General features: G+C 66.6%; 9 protein-coding genes. 3 read left to right on the forward strand and 6 right to left on the reverse strand.

Annotation, left to right across the window (positions count from 1 at the left end; translation table 11 throughout):
* Positions 1-216 precede the first annotated feature (216 nt).
* Both HUA75_RS36425 and HUA75_RS36430 read left to right on the forward strand, forming a co-directional pair.
* A complete protein-coding gene (locus HUA75_RS36425; RefSeq protein WP_174489015.1) occupies positions 217-1122 on the forward strand; it encodes a serine protease in 906 nt (301 codons plus the stop codon).
* Between the two features lie 1246 nt (positions 1123-2368).
* Positions 2369-3544 (forward strand): IS256 family transposase, encoded by a 1176-nt coding sequence (locus HUA75_RS36430; RefSeq protein ID WP_174489016.1) that lies wholly within the window; start codon positions 2369-2371, stop codon positions 3542-3544.
* Positions 3545-4963: 1419 nt separating this feature from the next.
* On the opposite strand, the gene HUA75_RS36440 is transcribed toward HUA75_RS36430, so the two are convergent.
* The 6 genes from HUA75_RS36440 to HUA75_RS48085 all read right to left on the reverse strand — a co-directional run bounded on the left by HUA75_RS36440 (position 4964) and on the right by HUA75_RS48085 (position 11372).
* Positions 4964-6628, reverse strand: a complete 1665-nt coding sequence (locus HUA75_RS36440) for a TIGR02996 domain-containing protein (RefSeq protein ID WP_174489018.1) — start codon at positions 6626-6628, stop codon at positions 4964-4966.
* A 90-nt stretch (positions 6629-6718) separates the two neighbouring features.
* Positions 6719-7903: a hypothetical protein gene (locus tag HUA75_RS36445; protein WP_371746271.1), complete on the reverse strand. Its 1185-nt coding sequence runs from the start codon at positions 7901-7903 to the stop codon at positions 6719-6721.
* A 121-nt stretch (positions 7904-8024) separates the two neighbouring features.
* Positions 8025-8870, reverse strand: coding sequence for a helix-turn-helix transcriptional regulator (locus HUA75_RS36450; protein ID WP_141643395.1), 846 nt, complete (start codon positions 8868-8870; stop codon positions 8025-8027).
* A 171-nt stretch (positions 8871-9041) separates the two neighbouring features.
* Positions 9042-9479 carry a DUF1801 domain-containing protein gene (locus HUA75_RS36455; protein WP_141643396.1) on the reverse strand — a complete coding sequence of 146 codons (438 nt, stop codon included), beginning with the start codon at positions 9477-9479 and terminating at the stop codon, positions 9042-9044.
* A 326-nt stretch (positions 9480-9805) separates the two neighbouring features.
* Positions 9806-10354, reverse strand: a complete 549-nt coding sequence (locus tag HUA75_RS36460; RefSeq protein WP_174489020.1) for a hypothetical protein — start codon at positions 10352-10354, stop codon at positions 9806-9808.
* Between the two features lie 88 nt (positions 10355-10442).
* Positions 10443-11372, reverse strand: a complete 930-nt coding sequence (locus HUA75_RS48085; RefSeq protein WP_368773769.1) for a cadherin-like domain-containing protein — start codon at positions 11370-11372, stop codon at positions 10443-10445.
* Between the two features lie 581 nt (positions 11373-11953).
* Here HUA75_RS48085 and HUA75_RS36470 point away from each other — a divergent pair.
* Positions 11954-13423: a hypothetical protein gene (locus tag HUA75_RS36470; RefSeq protein WP_174489022.1), complete on the forward strand. Its 1470-nt coding sequence runs from the start codon at positions 11954-11956 to the stop codon at positions 13421-13423.
* The last annotated feature ends 93 nt before the right edge of the window (positions 13424-13516 follow it).

Here is a 13516-nt window from a genome sequence, read left to right on the forward strand (position 1 = left end):
TGACACGCCCTGCTCCGCCGACGTCCGGGCCCAAGAAGTAGCGCGGCCTCCCCGGTCTATTTCCTCTCATTACGAGGTTCCGCGTATTGAGTCGTTCCCCTGCCAACCATGACAATGGCGGTCCTCACCCGCAGTCGTCATTGGAAAGGCTGGCCGATGCCATTCGTGTCGCGGAGTCGAGTCGCTCTTGCCGTCGCGGTGTTTGGATTCCTGGGCGTGGTCCCCTCCACGCGAGCCGCGCCCACCGCCGACCCGGCGGACAACACGAGTTCCTCCACGCTCGCGTCAGCGCTGGATGAGGCTCGCATCCTCGCCTACTGGACTCCGGAACGGATGGCCTCGGCAATTCCTGCGGAGCCCCCCACGCCGTCCGGCAAGGCGCCCATCAGCCTCAAGCCCGTCGCGCCGGAGAACGTGAGCCGCACCGTGGACGGCGCCGAGCCGCGAGGCGGCCTCGCGCCGCTGGCCGACATTCATACGATGAGCGGGAAGGTCTTCTATACGGACGGCGGGCAGAACTACGTGTGTTCGGGCAGCACGGTGTACAGCAATGGCAGACGGGTCGTCTTCACCGCGGGACACTGTGTGCATGGTGGCGGCTCCGGTCGCAACTGGTTCAGCAACTGGGCCTTCGTCCCCAACTACCACTCGGGTTCCCCCCACGGCACCTGGACGTCCACCAGCCTTTGGTCGAAGAACGGGTGGACCAACAACGGGGACCGGGCCTACGACGTGGGGGCCGCGGTGATGAACGACCGTAATGGCACGCGCATCGTCGATGCCGTGGGGGGACAAGGCATCAAGTGGGGAGCTCCCTACGGTGCGTACATCTACCAGTTCGGCTACCCCGCGGCCCCGCCCTTCAACGGCTCCCAACTGCTCTTCTGCCAGGGCGGCACGTGGAACGAGGGCGGCTTTCCCTCCATCTCCTGCAACATGACCGGCGGCGCCAGCGGCGGGCCCTGGTTGGAAAGCTATGGTCAGAACTACTGGGCCTATCTGTACTCGGTGAACAGCTGGATGTTCTGGGACTCGGACCCCACCATGGTCAACAAGTGGCAGGGCCCCTACTTCAGCTACGACACGGCGGGCAGCCTGTATGACGCCGTGAAGGACCTGTAACGCGCCCCTGTGCGTACCCACCGGGTCCGGCCACACTTGAGCCTCGGCTACATCACACCTCTGGAATTTCGACGACAGTGCGAAGCAATGGTACCCAACCCATCCCGGCCGGCACCTCTCTCGTAATCAGTGGTCCGAAGGATCCAGGCAGGTCACTCCCTATCTGCCTGCTGCAGTTCGAACCGTTGCATGTCAGCACTCCTACCTTGGCCAACACGCCACTCCGGCAGACTTCATTCGGGCGGAGGACTGGCGTCTGTGTCGCACGAAGGCCGCCCCGGGGTGGCCTCCTTCTGAATTTGCTCATCGCGGCGGGCCATTTGCCGCACAGACATGCCCCGTGCTAAATTTTGGAGCGCAGGGGACCCCGTCAGAAGGAGTTCGAGCATGAACAGTCGATTGAGGAAGATCGCTACGACCTGCGGGTTGGTGGGCGGACTGGTGCTGGCTCACGCAGCAGAGGCGTCGTGCCAAAACATCTGCGTTCGGGCTTACAACGACTGTTTGGCACACACGTCAGACCCCGCCGTATGCGTAGCAGAGCACACCCTCTGCTTGGATGACTGCAGTAGCGGTGGTGATTCCATCACCGGCCAGCAACAGCTTTTGAAGGAGCAACCTGAACCCCAGCAGTGCGAGCGCTCCCCAGTGCAGCAGCGCGAGCTGAGCGCGCAGGCGAATCCAGCGTAACCGGGCAATGTTCGCGCAGGAGGCGCCTCGGAAGGCGCCGCCTTTGCGCTGTCTTTGGGAGGCATCCGCTTCCGGTTTAGCCGCCGCTCCCGAGGGAAGCCCCCTGTGTCAGGGAAGTTGTCGCCTCGGCTGAAGTGCCGAGCTGACCACCCGAAGGGGCGAGTGCAGGCGGAGGAAGAGCAGCCAGACGCGCTTGCCCACCCGCCCCCCTCCGGACCAACTACACACGGTTCGGGACTTGACCGTCCGTTACACGCTCGAATCGGCAGCGCGCCGGCCCTCCTGTGAGCAGCCGTCGGCGGCTTGTTTCCACCGATAGTGCTGACTGGTAGCGTCTCGGAATGAAAGCTATCTGTAGCGTCGTGTCCGCCACCCTCTTCTGCGTGTCTCTCTCCTGCGCCCACGCCCCCGACCGTGGCGCCTCGAACTCCGAAACACGGTCGTGTCCCTATAAGTGTGTAGTCGGCGAGCAGGGCTGAGCGGGAAAGAGGGAAGCTCCTCGGTGAAACCAACCGAGACGGTCTCCCCCTGGCAGGGGAGCCGAGGAGTTCCCGCCGTGGACGATACCGAGTTTGCCGCGCCCTCGCACGAGGAGGTGCGCACCGACGTGCGCGCACTCTTCCTGGGAGCCATCCGCATGACGTTGGAGATGCTGCTGGAGGAGGAGATTCGGGGCCTGGTGGGGGCCGGGCGCTGGCAGCAGGTGGCTGGGCGCAAGGACCAGCGCAATGGCAGCTACCTGCGAGGCCTCTTGACGTCCATGGGGCACCTGGAGGTGGCCGTGCCTCGGACGAGGGCCAGCGGCTCGGCGGAGGCCGTGCTGGGCCGTTACAAGCGGCGCAGCGAAGAGCTCGACGAGGCGATTACCAGCGCGTACGTGCAGGGCGTCTCCACGAGGAAGATGGGCCGGGTGACCAGGGCGCTCATGGGCGAGGAGGTTTCGCGCTCGACGGTGAGCCGGGTGACGAAGTCCCTGGAACAGAAAGTGGAGGGCCTGCGCACCCAACCCCTCACCCAGGCCTTCCCCTACCTCTACCTGGATGCCACCTTCCTGGACGCGAGGTGGGCGCGCACGGTGCAGAACGTCTCGGCCCTGGTGGCCTACGGCGTGGGAGAGGATGGGCACCGGCATCTGCTGGCCGTGACTCTGGGTGGCAGCGAGTCGATGGACTCGTGGCTGGAACTGCTTCGCCAGTTGCTCGAGCGAGGCCTGAGGGGGGTGCGGCTTGTCATCGCCGACGGACACGCGGGGCTGGCCGCCGCGGCCCGGCAGTCGCTGCCCGAGGCCCGACTCCAGCGTTGCACGGTGCACCTCACCCGGAACGTCCTCGCCAAGGCCCCCTGGCGACTGCGAGGCCGCCTCGGCAAGGAGACCTCCGCCATCTTCGAGGCGCCGACTCTCCAGGACGCCAGGAAGCGTCTGGAGGCGCTCCAAGCCGGTCTGGGCCGCCAGGTTCCCGAGGCCATGGAGTGTCTGCGCGAGGGCTTCGCTTCGGCCACCTGCTTCTTCTCTTTCCCCAAGGCCCACTGGAAGCGGCTTCGCAGCACCAACGGCCTGGAGCGGCTGCACGGCGAGGTGAAGCGCCGCATCCGCTCCGTGGGCGCCTTCCCGGACCGCGCCAGCGCACTGCGCCTCATCACCGCCGTCGCCCTCGAAGTCTCTGGCATCTGGGATGACCGCCGCTACCTCGACATGGCCCTGCTGGCTTCAAACCCAGACACCGCTGAATGAATCCGCCAAGGAGCCTTCCTCCCCCGTTCCCCCTCCGAACCAACTACACACGATTCGGGACTTGACTCCGAAACACCGCTTCAGGCGCCAGAACTCACCGCAATGCCCGGTGAGGGTCAATCGCGGAAGAGAGCCGATAGCATCTGCCGAGTGCCGTCGACGCCCGCGGAATTGAAGCAGGAATGGCCGGGGCTTGAGTACCCCCTGGCCGGAAGCCCTCCTGTCGTGTCGTGCAACGACAACCAAGAAAAGTTCGAAGAAGGATACCGCTTCAAGCTCTTCGCCTCCCCCAATAGCGGGGTGAGACTTGATTATCTTGGAACCACCGAGGACATACGAAATGCGTGCTGGAATGCCTGCATCGAGCAGCAGAAGGTCTGCCACAAACGCTTCGCTGTCGAGGCAACATGTTCGCGCTTTAAAAAGGCTACCCGGTGCTCCATCACAGCACTAGAGAAGCTCTGTGATTCCCAGTTCCGCGACTGCAAGAACTCCAACGAGGCTCCTTTGGATGATTCCTGCACCACATACGGCGAACCCTGACAGTCTGCGCTGGCCCCCGGTGAGGCGCAGCGCTCCCTCCTACCGCCGTGGTAGCGGTGACGGAGCGCCTCGACCCTCATCACCTCCAACCGGCCGGTGGAGCCGCTGGGGATGGGGCCGCCCCAGGCGGAACGTGAGCATGCGTCCCGTGGCGGGGCAATCCACCACGGGACGCAGCTTGCGCGAGGTGGCCCAGGTTCTACATGTGCCCAGGCTGACACCTGGGCACTGAGTTGGAAGGACTCCGCAACGCAGAGTCCGACCTTCTCCTATTGAGCAAACTCCTCTGGAAGCTCCCAAGCAAAAACAACAACACACCCAGCTTCGCGACTCACCACCACGCGATACCTGCATCCAGGAAACTCTGCGACATCCCCAGCGGCGAGCTGGGCGACCTGCGTGCCGAATTCAATCTGGCAGTGCCCGGCCAACACGTAGCACGTACCGGCCCGCATTGCGCCAGCGAAATCCTCCCCCGGCGAATACCGATAAGCGCTCACCCGATATTTCCTCGCGGGCAAGTGCAGGGCACGCACACTCTCTTCCGAGAGTGGTTTGCTGGAGAGTTCGGACCAGCGTCGCACCGTGAGCTGTTTGGGTTCCATCATGCACCTCATTGCGGGAAGGTGATGCCAATCTTGGCGAACGCAGCCCGAGCAAACGCCACGCCATCCTCATCTCAATTCCATGCATGCAATGGACGCGTTTACTGACGCACCGGGGCACTGGACCCGAAATTCCGGGAGCCGCAGCCGGTGAGCGACACTCCCGCCATGTGACCAACAGTTCGTCGAGCGTCTGCTCTTCGTCGTGCCGGGCAAAGGCCTCCGCGGCGCGCTCCAGGTGAGCGTACACGATGTCATCCACGTCGCCATTCTACCGCAAGGCGGACATGCTCACCCATTCGACGTGGGAGAAGCGAGACATGCTCCACCGATCGGCATTGAGTCTCGCGGCGTCGACGTCGCGATGACAGCGCACCCGCAGGCCCCGCTTCCCGAAACCCTCCGCCGCGGAAAGGAGCCCCCAGAACGACTCGACGGCCCGGGCGCTCGCCAGCGTCACCTCGATGGGCACCTTGTCGCCCGGGCGCACCGTGAGCATCCAGACTCCCGGAAGGGTGGCATCGAAGCGCTCCAGCTTCGTCGCCAGCGTGGAGGTCGCGCACAGGCTCACGTCCTCCTCGTGCCCGGCGTGCAACTCCAGCCACGACAGGTTCGGCCACAGGGCCAGCCTGTCGAATACATCCCCCAGCGCGGGCGTGCGGTACACTTGGTCCGCGACAGACCCCCACAGCTCCAGCCGACTGACGGAGGGCGGCTGCCCCATCAACCGGGCCCAGTACGGCTCCACCCGTCGCATCCGCGTCACGCCCCGAAGATGCGGATGCGCGAGCCACTGCGCGTGGACCACCGACCAGGCCACCGTCGCCCAGTCGATCTCCCGCACCGTGCTCCAGGCCGGTCCCGGCTCGGGGAGAATCAGAGAGGCCGCCTCCTTCGCCATCCGCACCGCCACGGGAAAGCCCCGCTCGAAGCGGGTCGCCCCACTATCGATGTGGCCACCCAGCGGCATCTCCCAGCTCCGGAGGTGCGTCGCGAGCAACTCGTCGATGCGCTCCTCGTCCGGAGTGGGCGAGCACTGGAGCACGATGAACTCACCCAGGGGGTCGCCCGTCTCCATCAACTGGTCCGCCATCACCAGCCGCACGTCGTCGTCCTCGGGGTTGGCATAGACACGGGGCAACCACTGCTCCCGGATGCTGGCGTTTCGCGACTCCTTCTCCGCGCGAACACGCAGGGCCTCCCACAGCGCCGCGAGCAGCTCCCCCGCCTTCGCGTCGAGCTCCCGCGGCACCCAGTCGCGCCCCAGGCTGATGACGAAAGACAGCCGCGCGGCCGAGGCCCAAGCCTCCGGCCTCATCCGCTCATACAGTGCCTCGAGGGGCTCGACGTCGAAGGGCGGCCCCACGTGCCGGAGCGCCGCGCACAGCCTCAACACCCGCTGAGGCTCCTCCGCCGAGGGGAGTCGCGCGATGGCGAGCAACCCGGGGATGAACCGGGGGTCGGGCAGGCAGTCGAGCAGGGCATCGAGCCGCGCCTCCACCTCGCGCGGCGGCCCCTGCGCCCCCAGCCCGCGAGCCAGGTCCCGCGCCGCGCGACGAGCCTCCGCGGACTCCCCCTCCCGGCCCGCATGCGTCGAGTCGAGACGCGCCTCGAACTCCTGGGCGAACAGGACCAGCTCGCTCGCGCGACACTCGCGCCACGCATCCATCACGGCGCCGAAGGCCTCTTCCTCCTCCTGCCGCGCGAAGCACTCCGCCGCGCGCGCCAGGTAGCTGTGCAGGGCCTCGGTCACGTCGCCAGCGTATACCGCCTGAAGATTTCCAGCCTCCGCACAGGCGGCGACATGCCCGCCAACGCGAGCGGGCCCATCCACCTCCACGCCGAGCCTCCGCGTCACGCCGCCCAGATGCGGAGGGGCGAGCCACTCGAGGAACCCCGCGTCGCCCTTCCGCTGATGCCAGTCCAACTCCCGCACCGTCCGCGGGCATCTCCATCTTCGAGGCACGGGCCGCACGGAAGGCTTCTCCCGACACGCCGATGCCCGGGGCCGCGCGCGCCTGAGGGCCTATTCTTTCAATGCCTTCACGGGATAGTTGCCGGTGTAGGAACGAAAACGCTGCTCCAGCTTCCCGGGCACGAGTACGCCCGTGTCGAACAGCTTCAGCAGGAAGCCCTCGTACGTCGTCCATTGGGAGAAGTCCGCGCGCCGGAGCTCCTCATAGAGCACATAGGCCAACACGTGCATTCCATCGTCGTGGTCGCGGAAGAAGGCCGCGCCCGTGAGCGGCTTGCCGTCCCTCGCGCGGAGCAAGCCCTGTCGCTCGCTGACGAAGACGTCGATGGCCTCGGCACAGTCCTCCTCCGTCAGCCCCTGGGCGGTGGTGTAGCCGAACGCCGGGTCATGCTCGCGCACCAGTCGCTGGAAGTACGGGTCCGCCTCCAGGGCTGTCAACCGCGCGTCAATGGCACCCTCGCGCTTGAACGGCGGGTGGAGCATCTCATGCACGGCGGTCTTCACCGTGACGCTCAGCGGATAGGTGAGGTCGGTGAGAAAGTTCCAGCCCGTCACCCGGATGCCGTGGGGTTTGACGAACTTCAGCACGTGGGCGTTGAGCGCCTCCACGTGGAGCACCCGGCCGAGGACGTCCTCGTCCCAGCCCACCACGTCATGGGGCGTCAGTTGGACGCCGAATCGCGCGATGGCCTGTTCCACCTGGGGCAGGTACTCCGCGCGCCAGATGCGCGAGAAGCCGATGCGCTGGAGGAAGGCGAACAGCACCCCCAGGTCCTGGCGCACGTCCTCCATCTCGGTGAAGTCGGAGTCCTCGCTGTAGCTCGTCGCCTCGAAGTCCCGGCGCATCGCCTTCCAGGCGGCATCGTCCGACACCGTCCTGGCCAGGTCTTCCACGGTGGTGGCACCCGTGACGGAGAAGACGAGCGTCAGGTGGGGACCCACCATCTTCCCGGCCTGCTTTCCCATCCGCTCGGTGAGGTGCGCGAGAGCGGCCTTCTCCCTGGGCTCGAGGAGAACGGAGAAGCGCTGAAACTCCACGGGATAGTACTTCGTGTAGAACGCGTCGCCCCGGAGCAGGTTCAGCAGACAGAGGGCGTCGTAGGCCTCGGAGGGACGCAGCACCCAGTGCGTGCGCCCGGCCTCCACGCGGGTGATGGCCGGCGCGGGAGCTGTGGGGACCTCCTGCCGTGAGACGCAGCTGGCGGATGCCAGCCACAGCGTGGCGACGAGGGCCACTGTGGGTACTCCCCGGCGGGCGTCGGAGGTCGGGGAGGAAACGGGGACGGTGGAGGCGAGCGGGTCCGGAGTCATGGCGCTGAAGCTGACCCCGCCCGCGCGAGGATGTCTTGGACGGAACTCATCCCGTTGGACGAAACGAACGGCCCGCGAGCAGGCGCCGGTACTCGGCCGGTGCCAGGTGGAGTCGGCGGCTGAATTCGCGCGTCATGTGACTCTGGTCGCAGTAGCCCGCCTCCAGCGCGATGTCGCTGATGGGGTGCGCCGTCTCTCGCAGTGCCCGGCTGGCGCGCTCCAGTCGGGAGCGGCGCAGGTAGTCGACGGGAGTGCATTGGAAGAACTGGCGGAAGCCGCGGCCCAGTTGCGTGGGGCTCACCCCCGCCTCGCGAGCCAGTTGCGCGAGCGTGGGAGGCGGACCCCGGACCGCATCAAGCAACTCCCGCACCCGTGCGAGCCACGCGGGAGGGGCCGACGCCTTCGGGGGCGTCGTGGCGCGCACGGCCTCAGCCAGCAGCTCCAACGCCAGCCCTTCGATGGCCAGCGCCGTCATGTCATCCCCGTGGCGGAACTCCTGATAGAGGCGCGCGGTCAGCGTGGACAGTCGCGCCGACGCAAGCTCCATCCGGCTGTCGAGCCGGGAGACGAGGGGGTAGCGCGACCGCCAGACCTCCTCGGAGAAGTCGACGTTGAAGGTGCGGGTGAGCCGACCGGCGATGCGCTGCTCGTGGGCGACCTCGGGTGCCTGGAAGGCCACCGACCTGGGAGGACATTGCCGGGCGCGTCCTTCCAACACGTCGGTGAAGCCGCCTTCCAGCGTGAGCCGGAAGCCCGCGTGCCGGTGCCGGTGAAGAGGGAGGACGACGTCGGGAGGATAGGTGCTCTCCGTCAAGACGAGCCCCGCCACCTCCAGGCGCTGGAGCGGTGTGCCGAGATAGCGACCAAATCCAAGGACGGGTGTGGAGGACACGAAGCCCCTATGTACGGCCCGTGAATCGATTGCAATCTCCAGACTCCATCCAGGAGCCCAGGTCAAGCGCGCCGCACCCATGGCGAAGGGAAGCCCACTCCGGCCGTGCAGGAGCTGAAGCGCATCGGCTGACCCCTCTCACGCGACAGAGTGTGCCGGGCTCCCCTTTTCCTACCCGTACTTCTCGCTCATGTGCGCCCACGAACGCGTGGCCAGTTCGCGCAGCACCTGCTGATCCACGTCGGCGAGTTTGTTGATGTAGAGGCAGCTCTTTCCGTTCTTGTACTTCCCCAGCTTTTTCATCAGCGGTTCGGACGCGAGGAAGCCTGGCACGATGTAGAGCACGGTCGCGCCCTTGCGTGGGCTGAAGCCGATCTTCGGCCAATCCGCCTCACCCATCGTGTTCGTGTATTTGTATGAGCCATAGCCGATGATCGACGGCCCCCACATGGCGGGCTTTTCGCCGGTGACCGCGCGCAGCATCTTGTCAATCGCCTTGGCGTCCGCGCGCCTGGCGTCGTCATCGACCGCGGCGATGAATTCGGCGACGGAGGCCTTGTTCTTCTGCGTTTTGACTGGCGCCTTCTTGGCTGCGACCTTCTTGGCCATGAGCGTTCCTCGCGACTCGGGGACCTCACGCTACGCAATCACGCGCGGCAGCGGAAGCGTCAGGCGCGCGGCGCACCGGTCCTGTGCCTCCCCAAATCCGGTCGCCCAATGCCCGCGCCGAGCCGACCTCAGGCGCACCGCCTGAGGCCACGCGGGAATCATGGCCGTTGGTTCAGGGTGCTCGGCGCCCGGCAGGCACTGGACTTCGTCAAGCAACGCTCCGTGGCCCAGCCTGCTGCGGTAGTGCCGCGCGCCGAGGTTCCGGACGCTCGTGGCCATTCAACGCCCCGACGTCACCCGACCAGCGCGAGAGGTCATCAGGTACGTTATTGAAGATTGAACCAGCCGCCCTCGCTGTCGTACCCAACGCCGTTGTGCTCGCTGAACTCGATGATGATCGTCCAGCGACCGCGGCCCCAATTGTAGAAATAAATCTTGAGCATGGCCTCCTGGCCTGTCGGGCCCGACAGGCCCGTGAGCGTGCCAGCCAGCACCGACACCTGCTCATCGCCGTTTGGTAGCTCGTAGGTTGGCAGTTCGCTGACGATGACGTCGGAGAGCGAACTCGTCGCGAGCAACAACGCCTCGACCGCGAGCGAGCCTTCCTCGTCACTCACGACGTGGGGGGCGAGATTCGGCGCTCGCCCCTCGGCCAGCGCCTGGCGGACTTCCGACGCGCTGGCGCTGCCCACTGTGTCGAGCAGCACCTCGCCACCCGCCACCGGAATCGACCACACACAACTCGGGAAGCCGGACGGCGGCAAGCCCTGCTCCGCACACACAGCCCCCGCGGCAGAGGTGGCGGCGACGCTCGTGCCCGAAGACATCGCCATGACAACCAGTGTGACAACCAGCGGGTTTACTCTCGTATTCATGAGTCCTCGTGTATCGGGCGGCCGCACCAGCGACGCCCGTGATGGGTCCCTGCAATCGAGGCAGGCCGTCGACTGACCGCGTGTCCTGTTACGTCAGATGGATGCGCAAGCAGTCTCGAGCCGACCTCAGGGAACAACATAGTCCAGAATGCCTATCAAGTGATACTGAATTGCATCGGCATTTCAACAACGAAAATACAGACACATGAACTCCTCGTCCGTGAAGCGTTGGTTCATCGTGGCCACGAGGTCTCTCTTCGAGCGCGGACGACATCGACGCCCCAGGCAGCTCCATGCCCCTGCGCCAGAAGCCCTGAGTCATTGCACTGGAAGGGGTCCATGCAGCCACGTCGTCGGTACACGGCCGCAGCGTCGAAGGCCGTCTGGTTATTGTTCGTGTTGATGGGAATCTCGAGTTGTCAGGACGGGACATCGTCGGGACTTGAGGCGAGGGGGACAGCACGGAATCCTCGGGGGTGGCCAGGGTATCGGCGACCGCTGCGGGTGCGTCGTGCACGGGGTTGACCTGGACGCTCACCATCCCGGTGTCAGTCAGGCGTCCATCCCACACCGAGTACTCGAACGTCGCGGTTCCGGAGAAGTCCGCCTCCGGGATGAAGGTGGCGGTGCCGCCGACCCACGTCACGCTGCCATGGGTCGCCGTGCCAACGGAGGTGAGCGTGAGTGAATCGCCGTCCGCGTCGAAATCGTTGGAGACGAGCGACGCGCCTGGAATCACCAGGACGGTGTCCTCGTAGAGCGTCGCCAGGTCCTCGCGTGCGGACGGGGCCACGTTGGACGGAGGGGGCTTCTCCCCTCCTCCACAGGCAGCGAGGGCCACGGAGACAAAAAGGACGGAGCCCCGGATGCCGGGGAAGAATCCTGGGGTGCAGGCGAATTGCCGCGGCCACCGTACGGAAGTGAGGCTCAGGTACAAACGAACGAGTTGATACGCCACCATGCCCCTCAGAGAAAGAAGCCCCCCTTCCCGAGAAACCCAGAGGGGTGCTGCCCCCATAACGGGGCCCGGAGGCGCAAGTCGCAGAGGAAACCAATTCACTCGACCTGACGCCGGCAGCCCGCGGGTCGCCAGACCACGGAGAGCCGAGGAACAGCACTTGAGGCTCGTCCGGACTTCAGCCCCTGTGCCTCCCTGATAACCTCGATCATTGAGAAGACGCGCATGCCCGGGCGACCCGCGCCGCTTGACGCCTGGCCAGCTCTGCGCCCCTCGGCCTTGAACTTTCCGAAAACTCTCGGCGAGGTCCGCGGGGCTTGTTCAGCTTCTCTTCGTTCGCGGACCGCCCGTGCTCCTTCCATCACATCTCGGGTGTCCACGGAACTGGGCGACTCCCAGTACGGCCAACGGTGGCTGCGAGGACATCCGCAGCGGCCTCGTCTTCGCCGTCATCCCAAGCGAGCTGAACTGGAACGACGCCATCTGGGACTCGGCGCTCGCGGGCAGTTCCCCCTCCCGGCGTCAGCGACTCCGGCCGGCCCTGGGAATGTCTGCCTTCGCGCGGCGACATGCGCTCCAAGGCAGTTGCTGCGCATCCTGGTGGCTCCCACCGTTGTCCTCCTGGCCCTGGAGGGAGCGGCATGCACTCGAAGTATGGCTTTGCCCTGGTGTGTCTGGTGTTGATGGGGTGCGCGGAACCAGACTCAGCGCCGGATACCGTCAAGGCCCAGGCCTGCGCGCCGGGCGTGGCCCAGCGGGTGAAGGTCGTCATGCCTCCGGGCGACGACCCGCCCTGGGACGAGCCCGCACCCGTGAATCTGGTGGACGCCCAGGGGACCCTCTACTTCGCCGTGAACTTCCGCGATGGCCGCAGCGCGCTGTGGCGCAGCGACGGCTCGGATGCGGGCACCTTCCCGGTGAAGTCCTTCCCGGCGGTGACACCCCGGCGGAACAGGGGCCTCGGCGGACTGGTCCCTGTGGGCAGCCAGGTCTTCTTCCAGGTGTGGAACCCCGACACCGGCAAGGAGCTCTGGGTGAGCGACGGCACGGAGGCCGGCACGCACCTGGTGGCGGACCTGATGCCGGGGACGGCGGACTCCTCCCTGCGCCTTCCCACCGCGCTGGACGGCGCGCTGTCGTTCTTCCGGCTCACCCCGGTGGCGGCGGGGACACAGGTGGAGTTGTGGCGCTCGGATGGGACGGACTCGGGCACGGTGCAGGTCGTGAACTTCGGGGTGCTCGCCGCGCTCCAGGGGCAGAGCCTGAGGGGGGGCGACGCCTTGCTCTTCTTCCTCGTCGGGCCCGGCAGCGGCACCGCGCTGTGGCGGACCGATGGCACGGCCTCCGGGACATCCTTCGTCAAGCGGCTGGACGCCGACGTGGTGCCCCTGGGTGACGTGCGGAGCCCCGACAGCGGAGCCCCGGGATTGTTCACGCTGCTCGACGGCCCCAACACGGAGGTGTGGAAGACGGATGGCAGCCCGACCGGCACGGTGCGCCTGGACACGTTCGGCCGGAGTATGCGGTTGCTCGGAGCGCTGGGTTCGTCGGTGTATCTGACGTCGGCGGATACAACCACGCGGCGCATGGGACTGTATCGCCTGTCCCTCGCTGGCGGAGGCAAGAGCACCGTCAAGGTGCTGCCCAATCCCTACGCGGACATGGAAGGGACGACGCCCTACCTGCAGGACACGGCCAGCTCCGGCGGGCGGCTCTACTTGTCCGTGGCCATCGGCAGCCCCTTCCCGGGCCCCGCCGCGCTGCGCGTGGGCCTCTGGGTGACGGATGGCACCGCCGAGGGGACCGTGCAGCTCCCCGTGGAGCTGAGCATCTCGGAGTACTACTGGTCCCCTCTCTACGCCACGGGCATGGGCGCGGTGCTCTTCGGCGGGGACACGTCGCCCCTCTCCTACAACGAGCCCTGGGTGACGCGGGGCACGGCCATGTCCACGGGACAGGCCGCGGACATCGGAGGGGGAGGCGCGTCTCCCCAGGGCTTCGCCCGCGTCGGGGAGCGGGTCTACTTCAGCGCGAAGGACGACACGTTCGAGCCCCAGTTGTGGTCCCTGCCCGCCGACCTCGCGTGTCCTCCGGGCCCCGCTCCGGAGTAGGCGCTCGCCCCGCGCGTCAGTGACGCGGGAGTTCCAGGGGCGCTCATCAGACGGGAGCCAGGTGGCTGGGAGATGACCTTGGCTTCGCGAAGA

Source organism: Myxococcus sp. CA040A, assembly GCF_013336725.1.
Taxonomy (GTDB): Bacteria; Myxococcota; Myxococcia; order Myxococcales; family Myxococcaceae; genus Myxococcus; species Myxococcus llanfairpwllgwyngyllgogerychwyrndrobwllllantysiliogogogochensis.